22 protein-coding genes are annotated in these 21,920 nt (G+C 62.6%); 9 read left to right on the forward strand and 13 right to left on the reverse strand.

What is annotated here, in order from left to right; genetic code table 11:
• Both C476_RS10495 and C476_RS10500 read left to right on the forward strand, forming a co-directional pair.
• The coding region (locus C476_RS10495; protein WP_008012641.1) for a thiolase C-terminal domain-containing protein at positions 1 to 392 on the forward strand (392 nt) is incomplete at its 5' end.
• Positions 392 to 778, forward strand: a complete 387-nt coding sequence (locus tag C476_RS10500; protein ID WP_008012644.1) for a Zn-ribbon domain-containing OB-fold protein — start codon at positions 392 to 394, stop codon at positions 776 to 778. The genes C476_RS10495 and C476_RS10500, both read left to right, overlap by 1 nt.
• Positions 779 to 830: 52 nt before the next feature.
• On the opposite strand, the gene C476_RS10505 is transcribed toward C476_RS10500, so the two are convergent.
• Complete coding sequence (locus C476_RS10505) at positions 831 to 2,468, reverse strand: acyl-CoA synthetase (RefSeq protein ID WP_008012645.1); 1,638 nt, start codon at positions 2,466 to 2,468, stop codon at positions 831 to 833.
• A gap of 165 nt (positions 2,469 to 2,633) precedes the next feature.
• On the opposite strand from C476_RS10505, the gene C476_RS10510 reads away from it, so the two are divergent.
• A complete protein-coding gene (locus C476_RS10510) occupies positions 2,634 to 4,331 on the forward strand; it encodes an acyl-CoA mutase large subunit family protein (protein ID WP_008012647.1) in 1,698 nt (565 codons plus the stop codon).
• 12 nt (positions 4,332 to 4,343) lie between these two features.
• Here the strand turns inward: C476_RS10510 and C476_RS10515 are convergent, their stop codons facing one another.
• Entirely contained in the window at positions 4,344 to 4,850 is a 507-nt protein-coding gene (locus C476_RS10515) for a GNAT family N-acetyltransferase (protein ID WP_008012650.1), read from the reverse strand.
• 114 nt (positions 4,851 to 4,964) lie between these two features.
• On the opposite strand from C476_RS10515, the gene C476_RS10520 reads away from it, so the two are divergent.
• Complete coding sequence (locus C476_RS10520) at positions 4,965 to 5,381, forward strand: cobalamin B12-binding domain-containing protein (protein WP_008012652.1); 417 nt, start codon at positions 4,965 to 4,967, stop codon at positions 5,379 to 5,381.
• A gap of 671 nt (positions 5,382 to 6,052) precedes the next feature.
• On the opposite strand, the gene C476_RS10525 is transcribed toward C476_RS10520, so the two are convergent.
• Entirely contained in the window at positions 6,053 to 6,688 is a 636-nt protein-coding gene (locus C476_RS10525; RefSeq protein ID WP_008012654.1) for a dienelactone hydrolase family protein, read from the reverse strand.
• A gap of 160 nt (positions 6,689 to 6,848) precedes the next feature.
• Between C476_RS10525 and C476_RS10530 the strand changes: the two genes are divergently transcribed.
• Complete coding sequence (locus C476_RS10530) at positions 6,849 to 8,324, forward strand: AMP phosphorylase (RefSeq protein ID WP_008012656.1); 1,476 nt, start codon at positions 6,849 to 6,851, stop codon at positions 8,322 to 8,324.
• Positions 8,325 to 8,339: 15 nt separating this feature from the next.
• Here the strand turns inward: C476_RS10530 and C476_RS10535 are convergent, their stop codons facing one another.
• Positions 8,340 to 8,801 (reverse strand): universal stress protein, encoded by a 462-nt coding sequence (locus C476_RS10535; protein ID WP_049911758.1) that lies wholly within the window; start codon positions 8,799 to 8,801, stop codon positions 8,340 to 8,342.
• A 59-nt stretch (positions 8,802 to 8,860) separates the two neighbouring features.
• Positions 8,861 to 9,661: an ABC transporter permease gene (locus tag C476_RS10540; protein ID WP_008012661.1), complete on the reverse strand. Its 801-nt coding sequence runs from the start codon at positions 9,659 to 9,661 to the stop codon at positions 8,861 to 8,863.
• A gap of 174 nt (positions 9,662 to 9,835) precedes the next feature.
• Here C476_RS10540 and C476_RS10545 point away from each other — a divergent pair, with 174 nt between their 5' ends.
• Positions 9,836 to 10,969, forward strand: a complete 1,134-nt coding sequence (locus C476_RS10545; RefSeq protein WP_008012662.1) for a COG1361 S-layer family protein — start codon at positions 9,836 to 9,838, stop codon at positions 10,967 to 10,969.
• A gap of 9 nt (positions 10,970 to 10,978) precedes the next feature.
• On the opposite strand, the gene C476_RS10550 is transcribed toward C476_RS10545, so the two are convergent.
• Positions 10,979 to 11,917 (reverse strand): ABC transporter ATP-binding protein, encoded by a 939-nt coding sequence (locus C476_RS10550; RefSeq protein ID WP_008012664.1) that lies wholly within the window; start codon positions 11,915 to 11,917, stop codon positions 10,979 to 10,981.
• Between the two features lie 38 nt (positions 11,918 to 11,955).
• The gene (locus tag C476_RS10555) at positions 11,956 to 13,053 is read right to left on the reverse strand and encodes a sodium:phosphate symporter (RefSeq protein WP_241430484.1); all 1,098 of its coding nucleotides are present in this window, start codon (positions 13,051 to 13,053) and stop codon (positions 11,956 to 11,958) included.
• Between the two features lie 331 nt (positions 13,054 to 13,384).
• Here C476_RS10555 and C476_RS10560 point away from each other — a divergent pair, with 331 nt between their 5' ends.
• On the forward strand, positions 13,385 to 14,755 hold the full coding sequence (locus tag C476_RS10560; RefSeq protein ID WP_008012668.1) for a nicotinate phosphoribosyltransferase: 1,371 nt from the start codon (positions 13,385 to 13,387) through the stop codon (positions 14,753 to 14,755).
• A gap of 40 nt (positions 14,756 to 14,795) precedes the next feature.
• Positions 14,796 to 15,002, forward strand: coding sequence for a DUF7557 family protein (locus C476_RS10565; protein ID WP_008012670.1), 207 nt, complete (start codon positions 14,796 to 14,798; stop codon positions 15,000 to 15,002).
• A gap of 81 nt (positions 15,003 to 15,083) precedes the next feature.
• Here C476_RS10565 and C476_RS10570 read toward each other — a convergent pair whose 3' ends face one another.
• From C476_RS10570 to C476_RS10585, 4 genes are all read right to left on the reverse strand, one after another.
• On the reverse strand, positions 15,084 to 15,503 hold the full coding sequence (locus C476_RS10570) for a CBS domain-containing protein (RefSeq protein WP_008012672.1): 420 nt from the start codon (positions 15,501 to 15,503) through the stop codon (positions 15,084 to 15,086).
• Positions 15,504 to 15,592: 89 nt separating this feature from the next.
• On the reverse strand, positions 15,593 to 15,841 hold the full coding sequence (locus C476_RS10575; RefSeq protein WP_008012674.1) for a hypothetical protein: 249 nt from the start codon (positions 15,839 to 15,841) through the stop codon (positions 15,593 to 15,595).
• A 270-nt stretch (positions 15,842 to 16,111) separates the two neighbouring features.
• A complete protein-coding gene (locus C476_RS10580) occupies positions 16,112 to 17,191 on the reverse strand; it encodes a S1C family serine protease (protein WP_241430485.1) in 1,080 nt (359 codons plus the stop codon).
• Between the two features lie 105 nt (positions 17,192 to 17,296).
• Complete coding sequence (locus tag C476_RS10585; RefSeq protein WP_008012678.1) at positions 17,297 to 18,535, reverse strand: mandelate racemase/muconate lactonizing enzyme family protein; 1,239 nt, start codon at positions 18,533 to 18,535, stop codon at positions 17,297 to 17,299.
• A gap of 175 nt (positions 18,536 to 18,710) precedes the next feature.
• Between C476_RS10585 and C476_RS17835 the strand changes: the two genes are divergently transcribed.
• The gene (locus C476_RS17835) at positions 18,711 to 19,523 is read left to right on the forward strand and encodes a high-potential iron-sulfur protein (protein WP_008012680.1); all 813 of its coding nucleotides are present in this window, start codon (positions 18,711 to 18,713) and stop codon (positions 19,521 to 19,523) included.
• A gap of 259 nt (positions 19,524 to 19,782) precedes the next feature.
• Here C476_RS17835 and C476_RS10595 read toward each other — a convergent pair whose 3' ends face one another.
• Positions 19,783 to 20,310, reverse strand: a complete 528-nt coding sequence (locus C476_RS10595) for a helix-turn-helix domain-containing protein (protein WP_008012681.1) — start codon at positions 20,308 to 20,310, stop codon at positions 19,783 to 19,785.
• Positions 20,311 to 20,490: 180 nt separating this feature from the next.
• Positions 20,491 to 21,801 carry a J domain-containing protein gene (locus C476_RS10600; RefSeq protein ID WP_008012683.1) on the reverse strand — a complete coding sequence of 437 codons (1,311 nt, stop codon included), beginning with the start codon at positions 21,799 to 21,801 and terminating at the stop codon, positions 20,491 to 20,493.
• Positions 21,802 to 21,920 lie beyond the last annotated feature (119 nt).

Here is a 21,920-nt window from a genome sequence, read left to right on the forward strand (position 1 = left end):
CTCGCGAGGCCGCAGAAGAAGCTTATGACGACGCCGATATCGAGCCCAGCGACATCTCCCTCGTGGAGGTCCACGACTGCTTTACCATCGCGGAAGTGCTGGCGCTCGAGGCGCTTGGGCTCTATAGTCACGGTGAGGCGATCGGAGCGGCCCGCCGTGGCGAGACGCGCCGGGATGGTGAGCTGCCGGTGAACCTCTCGGGCGGCCTGAAAGCGAAGGGCCATCCGGTGGGTGCGACCGGTGCCGCACAGGTGGCGGCCATCGCGACGCTACTCGACGGCACCCACCCGCGCGCTGACGCCGTCGACGACGACGCGACGATCGGCGTCGCCCAGAACGCCGGTGGGACGGTCGCCAGTGCGACTGTTCACGTCCTGGAGGTGATGGAGTAATGACTGACGTGACCAACGGCGAGTACGACGCGTTCCTCGAGGCGCTCGCAGAGGGCGAGGGCTATTATCTCGTCTGCGAGAACGATCACGGCCTGCTGCCGCCACGGCGTGCCTGCCCACACTGTGGCGACCGCGAGCTCACGGAACGGGACCTGCCAGCGTCCGGCGAGATCGTCACGCACACGACCGTGTTCGTCCCGACGCCGCAGTTCGAGGACGACGCACCCTACGTCACCGCCGTCGTCGACTTCGATGGCGTCCGGCTTACGGGCGTCGTGCGGGGTATCGACCAGGCGGACGTCGAAATCGGCGACCGCGTCACCGCGACCGTCGAATCGAACGAGACGACCGACGAGCAGACGATCGTCTTCCGTCCGGCCGAGTAAGCGATCGAGTCTGAACCGCGACAGAAACCACACTCGAGCGGTCGTCGGCCCGCTACAGGCCGTGTTTCTGTTGCTCTTCTTTGCGGAGTTCGATGCGGCGGATCTTCCCGCTCGAGGTTTTGGGGAGTTCGTCGGTGAACTCGATCCGCCGGGGGTACTTGTAGGGGGCCGTCTCCGCTTTCATGAAGTCCTGTAGTTCGTCTTTCAACTCGTCACTACCCTCGTAGCCCTCGGCGAGGATCACGTAGGCCTTGACGACGCTGCCGCGTTCCTCGTGTGGGCTGTCGACGACGGCAGCCTCGGCGACGGCATCGTGGCTGACGAGCGCGTCCTCGACCTCGAAGGGGCCGATCCGGTAGCCCGACGAGATGATGATGTCGTCTGCCCGGCCCTCGAAGAAGAAGTAGCCGTCCTCGTCGCGGGAGGCGAGATCGCCCGTGCGGTAGTACTCCCCGGAGAGTTTCGCTTCGTCGAGTTCCGGTTTCTCGTAGTAGCCGTCGAAGATCGCCGGCGAGTCGACCGGCACGGCGATCTCGCCGATCTCGCCGGCCTCGACCTCTTCCTCGTCGTCGACGTCGATGATCGTTGTGCCGACGCCGGGCGTCGGCTTGCCCATGCTGCCGGGCTTGACGTCGATTCCGGGGTAGTTCGTCACGAGCGCGACGGTCTCGGTCTGGCCGTAGCCGTCGCGTGGGGTCACTCCCCAGGCATCCTGAATGCGTTCGATCGGCTCGCGGTTGAGCGGTTCGCCCGCCGAAAGCGCGTCGTTCAGCTGGACGTCGTAGTCTGCGAGGTCGGCGTTGGCGAACATCCGGTACTGGGTCGGGACGGCACAGAGCTTGGTGACGCCCTCGGCTTCGAGAATCTCGAGGAAGGTGTCGGGCTCGAACTCGCCGTCGTAGATGAGCTGGGTCGCCCCCGTCGTCAGGCCAACGCCGACCGGGCTCCAGAACCACTTCGCCCAGCCGGTACCGGTCGTCGCCCACAGCAGTTCGTCATCGAGATTCGTCTCCTCGTCGATGCCCCACCAGTAGGGTGCGTTGATCCGGTTGAAGCAGTACTGCCAGCGGTGTTTGTGTAAGACCGGCTTGGGCTGGCCAGTCGTCCCGCTGGTGTAGTTGATCGTCATCGGGTCCTCGGCGGTCAGTTCGGGGCCGTCGTAGTCGGCTGACTCGTCGGCCATGACGGCTGCGACCGTCGTCCATCCCTCGCCCTGCAGGTCGTCGTCGGAGCCGTCGAGGACGATGACCCGCTCGAGTGGCGTCTCCTCGAGGACCGGCTCGACCATGTCGGTCAGCGATTCGTGGACAACGATACTCGTCGCGTTGCAGTCGTTCGCCCGGAACTCGATGTCCTTCGAGCGCAGCATCGACGAGCAGGGGACCAACAGCGAGCCGGTCGCCAGCGCCCCGACTTGCATCGCGAAGGCGTCGGGGTGGCGCGGGAACAGGTGCATGATTCGGTCGCCCTGTCCGACGCCGAGGGTCTCGAGGCCGTTGGCAAAGCGGTTCATATCGTCCCGGACGTCGGCATAGGTTCGTTCCTCCTGGGTCCCCTTGTCGTCTAAGAACCGGACGGCGACACGATCACCGACGGAGTCGGCGTGGTCTGCGACGACCGACGTGATCGCGTACGAGTCCGGAATATCCCACTCGAAGCGGCCTACTTCTGTGGTGTAATTAACACCCATACCTTGCTAATCAGAAGTGCCGTTCTTATAGCTTTTGTTACTATTGGTAGTAGGTGACGTGTGACGAACATACGAACAGCATACCTGCTGTCGATCATCGATGCCGCCGGACAGCCACCCTGACCGGGGCAACACTTTAGAAGAGTTGCATCTATACGTTAGACAATGTTCGACAAAGAGGAGCTGGAAGCGATCGCCCAGCAACGGGAATCGTGGGAAGGGGAGACGCTCGAGCCGTTTTTGGAACACGGGGAACGCAAAGAGCGGTTCGCGACGGTCTCGAACCACGAGGTCGACCGCCTCTACACGCCCGCGGACATCGCCGATCTCGACTTCGAGGACGATCTCGGCTTCCCTGGCGAGCCGCCGTACACGCGGGGGCCGTACCCTACGATGTACCGCGGGCGTACGTGGACGATGCGCCAGTTCGCCGGCTTTGGGACCGCAGAGGAGACCAACGAGCGCTTTCACTACCTGATCGACGAAGGTCAGACCGGCCTCTCGACGGCCTTCGACATGCCCTCGCTGATGGGAATCGACTCGGACCACCCGATGAGCGAAGGCGAGGTTGGCAAGGAAGGCGTCGCCGTCGACACGCTCCGGGACATGGAGGTGCTGTTCGACGGCATCGACATCGGCGAAGTGTCGACCTCCTTTACGATCAACCCGTCGGCGGCGGTCATCTACGCGATGTACATCGCGCTGGCCGATCAGCAGGGCGTCCCCCGTGACGAGGTTAGGGGCACGCTCCAGAACGACATGTTAAAGGAATTCATTGCACAGAAAGAGTGGGTCATTCCGCCCGAACCCTCCCTCAAGGTCGTCACGGACACGATCGAGTTCGCCGTCGAGGAGACACCGAAGTTCCACCCCGTCTCGATTTCGGGCTATCACATCCGCGAGGCCGGGTCGACTGCGGCCCAGGAAGCCGCCTTTACGCTCGCTGATGGCTTCGCCTACGTCGAGGACTGTCTCGAGCGCGGACTCGACGTCGACGAGTTCGGCCCGCTGCTGTCGTTTTTCTTCAACTCGCACAACTCGATCTTCGAGGAGGTCGCGAAGTTCCGAGCCGCACGTCGCGTCTACGCTCGCGTGATGGACGACTGGTATGGCGCGGACGAGCCCGAATCCAAGCGCATGAAGTTCCACACCCAGACAGCGGGCCAGTCGCTGACGGCCCAGCAGCCCCTGAACAACATCGTCCGGGTGACGATTCAGGCGCTGGCCGGTGTCTTCGGTGGCACGCAGTCGCTGCACACCAACAGCTTCGACGAGGCGCTGGCGCTGCCAAGCGAGAAGGCCGTCCGCGTCGCCCTACGGACCCAGCAGATCATCGCCGAGGAATCCGGCGCGGCAGACATCGTCGATCCGCTGGGTGGGTCCTTCGCCATCGAGAAACTCACCAACGAGATGGAAGCCGAGATCATGGCCTATCTCGAGGAGATCAAAGAGATGGGCGACGGCTCGGTCCGCGACGGCGTCCTCAACGGCATCAACCAGGGCTACTACCACCGCGAGATCCAGGAAGCAAGCTACGAGTACCAGCAACGCGTCGAACGCGGCGAGGAAGTCGTCGTCGGCGTCAACGAGTATACCATCGAGGAAGACACCTCGCCGGAGCTGTTACACGTCGACGCAACGACTCGGGACCGCCAGCTCGAGCGCTTAGAACAGGTCAAAGCCGACCGCGACGACGAGGCAGTCGACGCGACGCTCGAGGCCCTGTCGGACGCGATCGAACGCGACGAGAACGTCATGCCCGCCATCGTCGACGCCGTCAAGGCCTACGCGACGATGGGCGAGATCATGCAGGTCTTCGAAGACCACCACGGCGCCTATCGAGAGGAGATCAGCCCGGTCTGATACAGCCTTCCGTCACTGTGTCCTAGATTCGCGCTCGAGGGTGTACGTACACTCTTCGTAGCGTTCGTCGCCGATCGTGACTGGTTCGGTTGCCGTCTGTTCGAAGCCAAACGCTTGGTAGAACTCGTTGCCGATGTCGTTTGCTGCAAGCACCATCGCGCGGAGTTGCTCGACCCCCTGCTCGAACAGCCGGTCTCGAGTCTCGGTCAGAAGGTCGCTCCCGATTCCCTCACCGCGGTGGTCGGGGTCGACGTACACGCGAAGGATCGTTCCCGTGTGTTCGTCCGGCTCGAACGTGGCGTGTGCGAACCCAACGATCGAGCCGTCTCGCTCGGCGACCAGCATGAGTGCCTGCGACCAGATGATCGAGTCGCGAATCAACGCCTCGGTGTACCAGTCGTCGACCCCTTCCTGAATCGACTCGCGGCTTAGAATGTCCGGATAATCTGCTTCCCACGAGGAGTGGGCGACGCGTTGAATCGCGTCGATATCGTCGGTTGTGGCGTCTCGAATTGTCATATGGTATCATCTATCTATCCGAGATTAATTCTTTCCCCGGTGGGAAGCGCCGTTTCGACGGTCAAACTGTCTGACTCCGATAGAATCATACATCTCCTCTTCGAACCGCGATCCATGAGTACCGGGAACGATGAGCGGACGATTCGATGTATGGTAGCAAAAGTCGGTCTCGACGGCCACGACCGTGGCGCACACGTCATCTCTCGAGCGTTCCGTGACGCCGGCTTCGAAGTCATCTACTCCGGACTACACAAGGCACCAGACGACATCGTTCAGGCCGCAGTCCAGGAGGACATCGACGTCCTCGGTATCTCGATTCTCTCCGGGGCCCACGACACGCTCGTCCCGAAGATCATGGACGGCTTGGAAGAATACGGCGCGAAAGACGACACGCTCGTGCTCGCCGGTGGCGTCATTCCGGATGAGGACCGCGACGAACTCGAGGACGCAGGTGTTGCGGCTATCTTCGGCCCCGGAACGTCGATCGAAGAGACGATCGAGTTCGTTCGCGAGAACGCACCCGACCGGTAGGCAAAAAGACACTCGAGTTCGCTCACGAGACCAGTAGGTTCTTCTGGTGACCACCTGAACGTGACAGGAATAATATGGCTATTCTAATTTCTCGCTTAGAGTTATATTCGAGATCGAGCCGATCCGAGTTCACTCTCGACTAGGTCGAGTGCCGCTGCGTCGACGATGTAATCGGTCCGTTTTCCGGAAGAATAGGCTGAGGAGCGGCAGCTCGACGGCTCCGCGGAAACGATATTGGGCTGTGATCGCCTTCGTAATGTGGTTGTTGTTTTAATAGGATGACACCTATCGTCTCCGCTTAGTAACTGATCTGAGAAGTATCTAAATCAGAACGGTGTGGTGAGACTGCCTTGTGAAAACGACGCGAGACTCACTCGAGTATCGCCACTCACGAGTGATTCGGACGTGACATAATGGCACAAGTGCGGTGGAGGGCTGGGCGTCCCGCCACCGTGGTTCGCGGGCGACAGCGCGTGGGATCGACCCACAATTGTATTAGCGCTCCTGAAGTAATGAATATAGTGGCTCGTCTATCGAAAGCGACTCAGACGGACTCCGTCAAGTCAGTTCCGGCCGGCCGCGACCGTCCTGCGGTCCCCCGGGAGCCCGTGACAGGAACCCGTCTCAGCACGAGCGACGCCGCCCGAGACGGTCACTGCAGTGTCGATCGATTATCCCAGGTTTGCCTCGAACCAGTCGGCAGCAACGTCGGCGACCTCCTCGAGTTGGCCCGGGCCCTCGAAGAGGTGGCCTGCGCCTTCGACGACGTGCAGTTCGGTTTCGCAAGTGAGCGCGTTGGCAGCGTCGCGATTCAAGTCGAGCACCTGCATGTCGTTGCCGCCGACGATGAGTAACACGGGGGCTGTGACGTCCTCGAGAACCGGTGTCGCGAGGTCGACGCGGCCACCACGGGAGACGACGGCATCGATGTCGGTCGCGTCGCGGGCCGCTCCGCGCAGCGCCGACGCGGCACCGGTACTCGAGCCGAAGTAGCCGTACCGAAGCGGTGCAGTTTGAGGGCGGTCTCGCAGCCACTCGGTGACCGCGACGAGTCGGTCGGTCAACAGCGGAATGTCGAAGCGGTTTTCGCGTCGTTGATCTTCGGCTTCGGTGAGTAGGTCGAACAGCAGCGTTCCCAGCCCCCGCTGTCGGATCACGTCGGCGACGTAGTTGTTTCGCGGGCTCTTCCGGCTACTCCCGCTCCCGTGGGCGAAGACGACGAGCCCGTTTGCCCCCTCGGGAACGACGAGTTTTCCCTCGAGTTCGACGTCGTCGACCGGAATAGACACGAGGTTCGATTCCGACATAGTCTCCGTTCGACGCCTGCTGTCTTAGTAGCGCCACCCACTGATCACTCGCGAGGACTATGTCGTGCTACCGTCGGTCATTAGCGACGACTCGCCACGATCAGGGGCGCGAGACCCGCCCCATATCGTTTTGCTTGTTGGTATCATTTGGCATGGACGAATGCGACTCGAGACCACCCGGATCGACATCGGAACGACCCGGCCACTTGTTCTGTTGAACACTGTCGACGCGACCGAGCTCGGTGCGCACCCGCTCGATCGGCTCCGGATCGACGAAAACGGCACGACAACGGGGATCGTCAAAGTAACCGACGAACTGGTCGAGCAGGGCGTCCTCGGGGTGACCGAGCCGCTGCACCACGTTTGCGGTCCCGTCGACGTGGCGCTTGCCGGAACACCGCAATCGGTCCAGTACGTCCGCAAGAAGTTGAACGATATCGAACTCGAGGACGACGAACTCGAGGCGATCGTCAAGGACATCCACGAAAACCGGCTGTCGGACATCGAACTGAGCGCGTACGTGTCGGCGGTGTATGCAAACGGGCTCTCCTTACAGGAGACCAAACACCTCACGCGGGCGATGACCGACATCGGCCGGCAACTCTCGTGGGACGCGCCAGTCGTCGCCGACAAACACTCGATCGGCGGCGTGGCGGGCAACTGCGTCACGCCGATCATCGTCTCGATCGTCGCAGCCGCCGGTCTGACGATGCCAAAGACCTCCTCGCGTGCCGTGACCTCGCCAGCCGGAACCGCAGATGTCGTGGAGGTCTTCTGTGACGTCGAGTTTTCGATGGCCGAAATCGAGTCGATCGTGGCCGAGGCCAACGGCTGTCTCGTCTGGGGCGGCGGCGTCGACCTCTCGCCGGTCGACGACGCGATCATCCGCGCCGAAAACCCGCTGTCGATCGACCCGCCGGGCCAACTCATGGCCTCGGTGCTCTCGAAAAAGCGCAGTGCCGGCTCGACACACGTCGTGATCGACATTCCCTACGGTGAGGGTGCGAAAGTCGAGAGCCTCGCCGACGCCCGCGAACTCGCCGACGACATCAAGCGCGTCGGCGCCCATCTCGATGTGGCGGTCACCTGCGCGATCACCCACGGGACGGAGCCGATCGGTCACGGTGTCGGCCCTCTTCTCGAGGCCCGGGACGTCCTCGCCGTCTTGCACGGCGACGGCCCGGAGTCGCTCCGGTTGAAGTCGGTTCGGCTGGCCGAGATGCTCCTTACACACTGCGGCGTCGACGCGTCGGCAGCCGATCTCCTCGAGTCAGGGGCAGCACTCGATCGATTCCGGCGCATCGTCGCGGCACAGGACGGCGATCCGGACATCGAACCAGACGACCTCGAGCCGGGCTCCGAATCGACGACCGTGCAGGCCGACCGCGCTGGCGTCGTGACGAGCGTCGACAACAGACAGCTCTGTGACCTCGCGCGGCGGGCAGGGGCACCGAAGGACAGCCGCGCCGGGCTCGTCATCCACACGTCGACAGCCGACCCGGTCGAGCTCGGCGACGATCTCTATACCATCTACGCGGAGACGGGGAGCAAACGCGCCGCGGCGGAGACGCTGGCTGCGGACCGCGAGCCGATCCGGGTGCGGAGCAAGACCGACGCGCTCGTCGAGCAGCGATGAGCACCCTTGTGCCAGTTATCGTGTCTCCGAACCGCGAACCACGCTGACGCTCACCGGCGAGCGGCGAACGACCAGTTCGGCGACGCTCCCGAGTAAGGTTCGACTCGCCTCGGAGCGGCCGTGGCTCCCGATGACGATCTCGTCGATGTCGTGTGCGTCGGCGTAGTCGACGATTTCGCGTGCTGGGTCGCCGACCGTTGATTCAGTCGTGACCTCGCCGTCGATATCGCCGATCAGTTCGCGCGCCTCGTCGAAGAGTTGTGCTTCGACCTCGTGGGCACGGTCGTACCAGGCGTCGGATCCGTGAAGCGGTTCGGTTCGGACATCGACATCGACGGCGGAGCTGTAGCCAGGGTCGTTCGGGTCGATCACGTGAAGTACGACGATAGAGACATCGTCGTATTCGTCGACCGCGTACTCGAGTGCGCGTTTGGACAGCGGCGACCCGTCGAACGGGACCAGCAGGGTATGTGGCATCATCACATCATGCGACGCCCAGTCTCAAAAGCGTATTCCGGGTCGTCGAACGAGCGATCTCACCCGGAGAGATCGCGCCGCTCGAAGAATTCGCTACTCAAAACGACGAGGACGACGACGGCGACCACAAGGAGTGACAGATCGGACCACGAGAGATCGCCATCGACGAGAATCGCGCCCGGATCGAAGTAGCGTGAGAACGCGATATCGCCGAGCCACTCGTACTCGGTGTCGAAGGTGAACGTATCGAGCAAAAACAGCCCAAAGACGGTTCCTGCACCCACGGTCTGTGCCCGACGGACGGAATCGAACGTGACTGAAGCGGCCAGTCCGACGCCAGCACAGGCGAGTAAGTACGCGATGGAGTACGCGTGGATGGCAAACAGCCGGCTCACGGAAACCGATTCACCGATGAGTTCCACGCCGAGATAGATCGCCAGAAAGGTGATCGCGTTGACGATGACCAGTCCCGGCACGAGTGACAGAAACTTCGCGACGACGAACCGCGTCCGCGAGATCGGTAACGTCAGCATCACCTCTGCCGTGCCACGTTCGATCTCACCGGCGACCGTCGATGCGGCGGCGTACGCGTAGTAGATCGCGAGCAGCAACACCCAGCCGAACTGGTAGAGCTGCGAGACGAGATACCCCTCGATCGTCGTCAGCGTCGTCACGCTCCCGACAAACGCCCGCGTCGCCTCCGGTGGGAGCGACTCGAGATAGGCGTCGAAATCGACACCCGTCTCCTCGATCGACGGAAAGAGCGCGACCGTAAGCACGATCAACGCGATCAGCGCACCGGCGAGTAACAGCGACCCGCGGAGCCGACGGCCCGCCTCGAACGAGGTGATCTCGAGCATGCGGCGTCGAACCGTCGCGTTCGGACGGGCGACAGCGGCTTATAGGTGCCGGACCGTCGGACGAGACGGCGCGACGTAACACGTTGTTGGTCAGCGAGCGCTCGAGTAAGTCAGTCGTTCGCGGCTGGAACAGGCCTCGTGGTTTATGCCGTAATCGCCCGTTTCGGATCGGATATGACGGACGCGAAGCGTGCGTCGACACGGCGACGACGTCGCCGCACTGTCGTCGTCACCTTCGTGCTCGCCGCGGTGGTGTTCGCAAGCGGCACCGGCAGCGTCACTGCGCTTCCCGATGGCGGTGGTGTCGTTGCGCCGCAAGTCAGCGCTCCTGACAACGTGACGGAGCGCAACGAGTCGACCCCGACAGCCGACGGGGAGGGTACTGCCAATGGGGCAGCCGTTCGCCCTCGTCCTCACCCCGAATCGCCCGCACCTGCCGATACCGAGGCAATCGACACTTCGAGGACAGGACCATCGACGGCGGAAACGGCAGGCTTCCCCGTACTACAGCCGGCTGATGACAACGTCACCGTTGCCGTCGCGGAGAACGAGACCGTCCGTGCGGGTGAGACGACGACGATGACCTTCGAGGTGACAAACGACGGCGACGAAGACGTAACAGACGTCGTCGTCACGCTCCAGTCGACGGGGATGGTGACGTTTGGCCCGCCCACGGCACCGCAGCCGAGCCAGTCGATCTCCCTCGAAGAACTCGACGACGACGAGACCGAGACCGTCACCATCGACGTCGGTTCAGCCAGCGTCGAACCGGGAGACTATCCGGTGTTCGCAACCGTCCAGTACACCCTCGACGAGGACGACACCGACGACGAAACCGTCGTGACCGGCGGCCCGTCCCCAGTTCCGATCCCCGTCGACGATGCTCGTTCGTTCGACATCACGCCGGTCCGTGACCAGATTCCAGTCGACGGATCAGGGGTCTATACGGTTCGAGTGACGAACGACGGCTCCGAGACGGTGACCGACGTCGTCGCAACGCTGAACGTGACGCCACCGCTCTCGAGCGAGTCGCCGACGGCGTACATCGGGCGGCTCGAGGGTGGCGAGTCAGAAACAGTTCGGTTCGCCCTCGAGTCGTCCACGGATGCGATCGAGACGACGACCGGCGTCGCGGTCACGCTCAGCTACGACACCGAGACTGGGGATCGCACGAGTACCGATCCGGTGACGACGCAAGTCACGATCGCTGACACCGACGAGCCGACCGACGTCGACTCGGTCGCTCCGTTCGCGGCCGTCGCGGTCGTGTTCGTGCTCGCGGCGATCTGGTGGTTTCGACGGCGGTGATCGATCGCATCAACTGTCGGACGCCGATTGCGCTTTTCGCTCTCGCTCGTCCTCATCGGACTCGCCGTAGAAATGCATGAACACGTCCTCGATAGATGCCTCACGGACGGTCAGATCGAGAACGGTATACTCGTGTAAGCGGTCGATCAGCGCGTTGAACTCCTGTGCGAGCACGAGCCGGTACGTCTCGTCCTGCCGTTCGACGTGTGCTGTGCCCGGAAACTCGAGTGCCGACGCCGGTGGATTCTCTTCGAGTCGGACGGTGACGACTGTCCCACCCGCTTCGAGGATGTTGTCGACGGTGTCGAGTTCGATCAGCCGGCCCTTCCTGATGATCCCGACGCGATCGCAGACGCGGCGCACCTCGCTCAAGATGTGTGAGGAAAAGAAGCTCGTCCCACCTCGTTCCTGGCGTTCATCGAGCAGGTCGTAAAACTCGTTCTGGACGAGCGGATCGAGCCCCGACGTGGGCTCGTCCATGATAACCAGCTCTGGATCGTGCATGAACGTCGCGACGATGGCGAGTTTCTGGCGATTGCCGCTCGAGTACGCCTTGACGTTGCGCTCGAGGGGAACCGGAAACCGCTCGAGCAGATCAGCCCGTCGCTCGTCACCTCTGAGTTGACCGAAGTAGTCGAGGACCGCCTCGCCGGTCACCCGGTCGTAGAACGTCACGTCGCTCGGCAGATAGCCAAGGTGTCGTTTCGCCTCGCGCAACCCAGTCCGGTCCGTGACGTCGTGTCCCAGCAGTCGGGCTTCGCCCTCAGTGGGTTTCAACAGCCCGAGTAGGACGCGAATCGCCGTCGACTTCCCCGCGCCGTTCGGGCCGAGAAAGCCGAAGATCTCCCCGCGTTCGACGGCGATCGAGAGGTCTTCGAGCCCGCGGACATCCCCATAGTACTTGGTCAGCCCGTCGGTTTCGATCGGGGGTGGCTCGGCACTGGTCACAGCGGCAGACACGACGGCTCGAGGCTTATAGTGCCGGCCTATTGCAAACCGATCAGCAGTAGCGGGACGAGCAACAGTGAGACGAGAAAGCCAATAAAGTAGCCTCTGTTATCGACGAGTTGTTCATAGAGCACGGAGATACCGCTGACATATCGGTTATAGAACAGTAACGGCAGCAACGAGACGAGAAACCCGAGACCGAGTAACAACGCAACAGTTAGCACGCCGACAGGAATGTTCAGCGCAACTGCGATAATGAGCGTGTCGACCAGCGTTCCGATATTTGCGCCCAGGATATACGGGATGATCTCGCGCCGTTTGATATGACCGCGGTTGTAGAGTGGCACGACCACGCCGAGGGAGAACGCGACACTCATCGTGAGCCCGGTGAAAACGAGTCCGATGGTAAACGAGGTCCACTTGTCGTTCAAACGTTTCACATACCGCTCTCGTAACCGCTGTTTGTCGACGCTGTCGAGTATGCGGTCGAAAAGCCGCATACTCAAGAAAATCAACCCAAGCGCCAAGAGAAACGCCACGACTGCGCCGACAGCGTTGATGATCCCCTTTGTGAATACCGGGATGAGATCTGGAACGTTCACATCTGTTTTAGGTACCAGTCGATCGGCGATTCCCGTCTCGCCGGCGATCACGGGATTGGAAACGTTCCACGATTCGACGACGGGGAGCAAGACGTATCCCACCACGAGCACCGGCAGATAAATCGAGTGAGTGAGCAAAAACGTCAGCACCCCGAGCCGCACCGACTCGCTTACCGACTCGAGTTCTTCGTTCAGATAATCGAACGCCCCGATGAAGAGCACGATCGCGGCCCCGCCGAGTCGCGAGCCGACGACCATGAGAAACAACTGTGACGGGACGACGAGTTCCGACCGGAACAGCGTAAGCGACAGGGCAGCAACGATCGAGCCGTTCGCTAACACGTATGATGCGATCCAACTCACGCCGAGCGCCGAGCGGTCGCCGACGATGATTTGCTCGAGAATCCGTCTGAGAACCGGTGAGAGTGTCTCGACCGCCGAACCCAGTAGCTGGATTGCAAAGAGGAACATGACGACCGTTCCAAGCACCTGAAACGAGAGCGATACTGACGATCGAGTGGACAATCCCGCCACCTGTACGCAGGGATGCGCCAAACCGACTAAAGAATTGTCAATAGTACAGACAAGAATCACTAGACTGCGACTGTTTAGTGGCGAATTATAACTCGATGTTCTATTATTGTGTTGTCGATCAAGACTGTGGATCCGATTCGATTCTCGTTCGGCACGCCTCGAGTCATCGTGTGCGGGAGTCGATACGATTTCGGCTGAGGAGTCGCCGTCGACCGTCACGGATCGCTCCCGACAGCGGACGATCACGACGGCTGTAACGACCAGCCGCCAGTAGCGGTCCAAACCGGGTCCAACCTATTTCGGTCGTCCCGGTGTCAGACACACTACGATTATGACGCAACCGACAGCCGGCACCTTCGACCCCCACGATCGTGCGCTGTTCACCGATCGGTACGAACTCGCCATGCTGCAAGGGTACTACGAGTCGGGTCACACACCGACGGCGACGTTCTCACTGTACTTCCGAGATCTGCCGGCAGAACGTGGCTACGCGATCGCCGCCGGCCTCGAGCAGGTGATCGACTACGTCGAGACTCTCGCGTTCGACGACCGGGCGCTCGACTACCTGGCCGAGGAAGGCTTCGACGCGGAGTTCCTGTCGTATCTGGACGCGTTCGAGTTCACCGGCGAGATTCGGGCGCTCCCCGAGGGAACACTCGTCTTCCCGAACGAGCCGTTGCTCGAGGTCACCGCGCCGATCCACGAGGCACAACTGTTCGAGACGTTCGTGCTCAATCAGGTCGGGTTCCAGACGCTCGTCGCGACGAAGGGGGCGCGCATGGCTGACGTCGTTCGCAGACACGGCGACGGACAAGACCTCGTCGACTTCGGGTCCCGTCGCGCCCACGGGACCGACGCCGGGCTCACGGCCGCGCGGGCGGCGTACATCGGCGGCTTCGACGGCACCTCGAACATGCTAGCGGGCGAGCGATACGGCATTCCGACGTATGGAACGATGGCTCACTCGTGGGTGCAGAGTTTCGAGAGCGAACGCGCGTCGTTTGCGGCGTTCGCCGATGTCTACGGCGACGACGCGATCTATCTCGTCGACACCTACGACACGATCACCGGTGCCGGGCGAGCGGTCACTGTCGCTGCTGACCGCGACGTCGACCTGGGCGGGGTACGTCTGGATTCAGGCGATTTGACCGCGCTTTCGAAACAGGTCCGCGAGATCGTCGACGACGCGTCCATCGTCGTCTCCTCGGGCGTCGACGAGTTCTTCCTGCGGGAGTTTTTCGACGACGACGGCGTCGCATCGGCGTTCGGTCCGGGAACGGCACTGACCACGAGCGCGGACGCGCCCAACAGCGGCGTCGTCTACAAACTGACCGCCGTCGAGCGCGACGGAACGCTCGCCCCGAGCATGAAACTCTCGCCCGGAAAAGTCACCTATCCCGGGCAGAAAGCGCTCCATCGGGTCGAACGCGACGGGCAGTATCAGTACGACGTCCTCGCCCGACGCGACGAAGCGCTCGAGGCCGGAGCCCCCCAACTCGAGCCGATTTTCGAGGACGGATCGCTCGTCTACACCCCGCCGGAGCTCGCGACGATCCGGCAGCGCGCCAGTCGAGAACTCGAGGCCCTACCCGAGCGCTGCCGGCACGTGAGCGAGCCCGACCCATACGAGGTCCGGATCAGCGACCGGCTCAAGGCGGTCACACAACAGACCGAAGGCGAGATCCGGGACCGCGAACTGTGACGAGTGTGCTTCATTTGCTCGGTGAACGTTACCATCTGTGATGGTCCAGCCGATCGAACTCGATGACGACCTCGTCGAACGCATGAACGGGTACCTCGAGGACGGCGAGACCCTCGAAGAGTTCATCGAAGAACTCGTCACGATCTACGAACAGGGGGTGCGCTTCCTCCAGGAAGGGGCCTCGAGGCTAACGGAAAGTCACACCACAGACGTTCAGCGTGCCCGGGTGGATCGACACCTATCGTGACGGCTCCGGCAGTGAAACGAACGTGTCCGCTGGCCGCTGCGACGCCAGCGACATGGGCGAAAAGCTGGTCCGGACGGTCGGTCAGTACGGTGGCCGTTGTGCCTGAATGACGTTCGCCAGCGCCTGGTGTTCCTCGGCGAGGAGTTCGTTGAGATCATCGGCCGTGATGATACCCTGCAAGGCACCGTCTGCATCCGTGACGGGGAGCCGTCGAATGCCGTGTTCGCTCATCAGCTCGGTCGCTTCGTAGAATCCGGCGTCGTGTTCGATCGTCTGGAGGTCATCCGACATCACGTCTTCAGCCATCAACTCGTCCGGATCGGCCTGCTCGCCGAGCACCTGCATCGTCAGGTCGCGATCGGTGACGATCCCAACTGGCTCGTCGTCGGTAATGACGATGCTCCCGACGTCTTCGTCGTGCATCATCGCTGCGAGTTCGTGAACCGGTTCGTCGATCGACGCTGTAACGACATCACTCCGTGCGAGGTTATCGATAGGCATGGGTTCCCTCCTGTGTCCGTCCCACAACGAGTGACATAGTTTTTAGCGGTGATCAGGATGACAGTCAAACAGTTCAAACTGCTGTCTGGCTACACCGTGCGTCGATTCGAACACGACGGACAGTACATCTGCCCGTCTCGAACGAGCATATACGACTGCTCACAGTGTGGACACGAACAGCCGAGCGTGACATCCGTTTCGCGGGCCAGCCCACGGATCGTATTTCGCAGCCGGCGTTGTTCGGCTTCCGTCTTCGCTACCTTTCGTTTCAGCCGTGTGAGCTCTGCAGCAACCCGTCGATCACTGGTCGGGTCGTTTCTGCGTTGTCGTGGTAACATCGCACATAGTACGCGACGGGTCGGCAAAAGGCTACGCCAACGTGATACTCCACCTGAAGGTGGCACACGAGGCCCTCGAACTTGCATACCAGTGGTCACACCGACTCGTCGTTGGGACGCATCCAAGAGACGCCACCGATCGCCCCCGAACCGATCCAGATGTCGATCAAGCTCGCCGCGGCTACTGTCGGCCGAAAGCGGTTTCGGCATGTCCGGACAGCAGCGTGGGAGTAACAGCCATGGCGACCGCGATCGGCCCGCGAGACCGACTCATCGCTCGGGGCCGATCGGCGTCTGTGGTAGTTGCGATTCCGGCCTCGAGTCCAGCGTCACTTCGACCGACTGCTCGTCACCCGACCGAACGACTGTGAGGGCGACCGTATCGCCGGGTGCAGTCTCGAGCGCGAGGTACGACAACAGCTGTGCCTGATTTTGCACCTGCTGGCCGTCGATCGCGACGATCACGTCGCCGCTGCTGGGCTGGCCGGGGATCGCCGGTTCGAGGACATCGGCGGCGGGCGCGTCCGGGACGACTTCCACGACGAGGACACCAGTCGCATCCTCGAGACCGACCGCGTCGGCGATCTCCGGCCCGACGGGCTGGACGGCGACGCCCATGTACGGGTGCTCGTACGTGCCGTCCTCGATGAGCGCAGGAAGGACCCGGTTGGCAAGTCGCGGCGAGATCGCAAAGCCGATCGCCTGTCCGGCACCGGCGAAGACGACCCCGAACACCTCACCCTCGAGACTCACGAGCGGGCCGCCGCTGTTGCCTGGGTTGACCGGTGCATCGGTCTGGATCGCAGCCGGTATCGAGAACCCGGACGGACTGGGTAGTACCCGATCCACACCACTGACGATCCCCTGCGAGATCGAAGCGTCGAGGCCGAACGGATTACCGAGGGCGAGCACCTCCTGGCCGATGGCGGGTTCGCGGTCGACGATCGAGAGTCCGGACGCAGCGTCGGGCATGTTCTCGACACGCAGGACGGCGAGATCGCTGTAGGGATCGGTACCGACGATCGACGCGGTGCGCCACTCCTCGGTGTTAAACTGGAGTTCGACCCCATCGTCGGTCGCGCTCGAGACGACGTGGTCGTTTGTCACGACGTGTTGCTCGTCGATGACGAACCCCGACCCGAGGCCGCCACGGCCACGAGGACCAGCAACAGTCACCAGGACGACGGAATCGATCGTGTCGCGATACACCGCCGTATACGGACTGTCGACCCCGTCGTCACCGTCTCCCTCGTCCTGTGCGACGCTCGAGCCGACGCCGAGTCCGCCGACTGCCACGGTCGCCCCGATCATCCGCAGCGCTCGTCTGCGGGTTGGGTGTTCCGAAGACATGGCCATAGCGACCCCGACAAGCGGCATAAAGGGACGACCAGCACAGTCATCCGATGTGGAGACGGCGAGGCGTGATCGATCGGCGCTCGAGGCGTGGGTCGAGACCTATGCTTCGTCGAAGAGCTCCTCGCCGTCGACCATGTGCGCTTCGACGGCGTCCATATCGAGCGTGACGCCCAGTCCGGGAGATTCTGGAATCTCGATGTAGCCGTCCTCGATGACGTCTTCCTCGACTAACTCCTCCCACCAGCCGAGTTCGTAGGAATGGTATTCGACTGCCAGTGCGTTCGAGATCGCCGCGCCGACGTGAGCGCTTGCGACCGTCGCGACCGGCGAGGCGACGTTGTGCATCGCGACCGGAACGTAGTAGAGGTCCGCCAGATCGGCGATCTTCCGGGTCTCACGCATCCCGCCGACTTTGGGCATGTCCGGTGCGATGATATCGACAGCCTGCTCTTCGATCAGTCGGCGCTGGCCGTGCGTGCGATAGACGTTCTCGCCGACAGTAATCGGTGTCATCGTCGACTGAGTGACCTCCCGCTGAACATCGTGGTTCTCCGGCGGGACAGGATCCTCGAGCCACCAGACGTCGTACTCTTCCAAGCGTTTTGCGAGCCGTTTGGCGCTGTCCGCCGAGAACGTCCAGTGACAGTCGAAGGCGACGTCGGCTCGGTGGCCGACGCGTTCGGTGACCGCCTCGACGATCGACGCCTTGTGTTCGATCTCGGCAGGGCGAAGGTGGCGGTTCGCGCGATCCTTCTCGTGGCCGCTCGGTACGTCGAGGTCGAACTTCAGGGCGTCATAGCCCAGTTCTTCGACGACGCGTTCGGCTTCGTCCGCGCAGGCGATCGGATCGGCTTCCTCCTCGGTGTGACAGTCACAGTAGACCCGCATCTCGTCGCGGTACTTGCCGCCGAGGAGCTGGTAGGCTGGGAGCTCGAGGATCTTCCCGGCCAGATCGTGCAGCGCGACCTCGATACCCGAAATCGCCGTTACGGTGACGCCGCCGATCGAGCCTTCGCCGGACATCTTCTGGACGAGATGTTCGGTCAACCGGTCGATGTCGAGCGGGTTCTCACCCTGCAGGAAGGGGGTCATCCGCTCGATCAGTTCCGGCGCGCCGGCACCCCAGTAGGCCTCGCCAGTGCCGGTGATCCCCGCGTCGGTGTAGATCCGCACGAGCGTCCACGGGAAGTTACCGTCGACCATCGTCGTCTGGACGTCGATGATCTCGACATCCCGCCCTTGGCCGCGCTCGCGCGTGACCCCCATCGTCTCGCTCGAGAGATCCCGCATCGTGTACTCGGCGTTCGGGTCGTGTAACTGAGAGTAGTCGATGCCCATGGGATTCCGTTCACTCCTAAGATAGTAATAGTTTCCACCCTCCGTAAGCAAGGTGACCCACACGTGGCCGAGCAGTAAACGACTGCTGGGAACCACGAGGTACACGCCGACCGGAAGGTCACAATCGGATGTGTGTACCCTTGTCATTTATGCTCACAGGAGAGAGAGAATTACTATGGTGGGTGATAACACGCCTGAACAGTGGCCTGACGACATCGATGAGTGGAATCGGCGGGCGTATCTCGCTGCCACTGCTGGCAGCACCGCAGGAATCGTGTGGTTGAGCGGATGCGTCGATGACACGGGCAATGGTGATAGCGGAGAGGACGGGACAGACGAAAACGGAGAGGCAGATTCGGAAGCCGAGGAAGAACTCCCGGAGGGCGTCTCAGACGAGGAGTTCGAACGCGGCCCGGTGCCGGAAGAATACCGGACGGCGCTGTCGCTCGGTGACGAAGAACGAGATCCCGACGGCCTGACCGCGAAAGCGGACGTTGGCTTCTCGGAGTACGACGAGGCCGACGAATACTCGGCACACGAGCCGGGCATGTGCTGTGCGAACTGTGCCGACTACATCCCCGACAAGAACGGCGACACGTTCGGTGCCTGCGCGGAGGTCGAAGGCTACATCGACGGCGCGGATTGGTGTACGATCTACGAGGAACTGCCCGAACCGTCAGTTCCAGACGGGCTATCCGAAGACGAATTGGCCACGGCTGCGGTTCCGGACGAGTACCGAACGGCGTCCTCGCAGGCCGGTGAGCAGCGTGATCCCGACGACCTGCAGACACAAGCGGACGTGAACTTCATGGAGTCCGTCGAGGCGATCGCAGCGGAAACGGCACCCCCAGGCCAATCCTGTGGGAACTGTGCGGAGTTCATTCCCGACCAGAACGGAGACACGTGGGGTGCCTGTGCGAAAGTCGAAGGCTACGTCGCAGTCGAAGACTGGTGTAACCTCTGGGAACAGATCAGTGACGAAACGTGACAGTGGCGACCGGTTCGATTGACTCTCCCCTCGAGCGATCCGGGGTCAGGTCCGACATTCCAGTGGCACGTACACGTCCTCGAGTTCGTCGCCGACCGCCTCGAGCTAGACGCGCCGGCCGTCGATCGACGTCACTTCGGTCTCGAACCGCGTGGCGTAGGGCTCCGCCGCCGCCCGTTGCCCGGTTATCGGTCACAGTCTGTCAGCTGGCATTAAAAGTCTGCCCAAGGTGGCTGTCTTCGAATCCAAAAACAGGTGCTTACTCCGCCAGCGTCACGTCGAGACGCTCCTCGAGCGCCGTGATCAGGCCGCCACCGATGCCGGCCTGGGTCGCACGACCCTGTTCGACGGCGAGGATGTCCGTCTCCGGTGCGCCGAGTTCCTCAGCGAGTTCCTCGCGCTGGAGACCGGCGTCCCGGCGGGCCTCGATTACGGCCTCGCCGTAGTCCGAGACGAGATATGGGAGCGGATCGTCATCGTAGTTCGTGCCCTCGCTTTCCCAGTGTTCGGAGTCGCCATCCCAGACCGGGTTCGCTTTCGCGACGTTCTGGGCAGCCTTCTGTTTGCGACTTGGCTCGTCGCTCGAGCGGCGACCGCTCGCGTCCCCCTCGCTTCGCGTTCGGTCCCGGCCGTGGGTCTGCGAATCGTCGTGTGGTGCACAGTCCGGACAGACCTCGAGTTCGGCTCCCGCGACCGACGCGAGCCGAAGCGAGTCGCTCTCGGCACCACAGAGTTCACAGTTCGTCCCGCCACCGCCGCCGGACGAACCGGTCGAATATTTGGCCATGCGACACATTGACCCCTGTCGCATTTTAACCGTTCGGTACGGAGAACTGCCCGGCGAGATCGGCCCGCGAGCGTCGCTCGAGCCCGCGAATTCCTGACTTCCGATGAACCGCTGTCGGTCAGTGTCGGCGCACCCACAACCTGTCGTGTGGACTGCCGGGATACAGTGACAGCGCTCGTATCAGCGACCGAAGTGTTTCCGGATAGTCGCTCGCACCGGCAGCGCCAACCCGCCGAACAGCGGGACGAAGACGAACGCGGCGAGATCGACGGGCAGCGAGGCTGCGTCCACTGTCGCAGCGACGAACCCTGCGGCCGGGGCGAGCACGGGCACGACATACAAATACGACGGCGTCCAGCCGGGCAGTCGCCTCGTGTGGCGGACGATCACGCCGAACAACAGCGGCATGAGAACCGCTCCTGCGAGCAGTGGCCCGCCGACCAGCGTCGTCGTTACCCCCAGCGCGAGCGCGACGACGATCGTCTCGTCGATCGTCACTGCACCCCACGGATTCTCCCGGCGGACGATGCGTGTTACGAGCAGCGCAGCCACTGCGAGCGCGACCACACCCGCCATCGCGGCGTACCACAGCGTCGATTCCAGCGGCGACGCCACGACCTCGACACCCCGGACGAACGCCACGGTCGTCTCGAGTCCGTGGCGACTCGCCGAGAGCAACGCCAAGATTCCCGACGGATCCGCCCCGAGCGCGCGCACGTCGGCCCAAAGCGTTGCAAGTGTCGATTCGTTCGCGAGCGCGAAGTGACCGAGGCCAGCAACGTACACGAACAGCGACAGCCAGAGCAGTGGCAACGAGAGGTTCTGTCGACGCCACCAGCGAATGACGGGGTTGCCGGCCGTCTCCGATCGTGCGCCGGTCTGGGTGTCCCTCTCGCTCGAGCCGCCGGTTCCGTGAGCCGTTTCGCCTGCAGCACTCGTCGTCCGCCCGGCCGTCCCCGTGTCACTCCCTCCGGCGGTCCCGGTCCCTGTTCCGGTCGCGCTCGCGGTACGCTGTGCAGTGCCGGTCGTACTCGCGCTGGCGGTGCCGGTCGCTGTCGAGCCCGTTGTCGAGCCGGTCGCACCAGCGTTTGCGGTCGACGAGCGATTCGACGCGCTCGCGCTCGAGCTAGCCGTTCCGGAACCGGCCGTCGCTTCGGCGGCCGATTTCGTCTCCGATTCCGAATAGTTCAGTTCCGTCCCGTCGGTTTCCTCGTCGTCTCCATCGTTGCTTTTCCAGACGTCGGGCGAGGGCAGGCCGCTGGTCCGTTTGGCGACGTAGTCTTTGTGACCGAGTCGGTCGTAGGCCTGTCGTTCGACCGGATCGCCGAGAATATCGTAGGCGGTTTTGACCGCGGTGAACTGGGCCTGCGCACGGTCGTCGTCGTTCAGGTCGGGATGATAGACCCGAACCTGTTCGCGATAGGCGGCTTTGATCTCGTCCTGAGAGGCGTCAGGAGGGATCTCGAGAAGGTCGTAGAAGTCTTCTGTCATGTGAGCGTAGAGACGATATCGTCTATCTCCAGATTGTTGGCCATGGGTTATAATTTCAATGTTCGATTCAGTTCGGAGTCCTGTCCGTCTCACTGGCACGCGATCGGACAGGCGGCCAG

The sequence above is a fragment of the Natrinema limicola JCM 13563 genome (assembly GCF_000337475.1).
Taxonomy (GTDB): Archaea; Halobacteriota; Halobacteria; order Halobacteriales; family Natrialbaceae; genus Natrinema; species Natrinema limicola.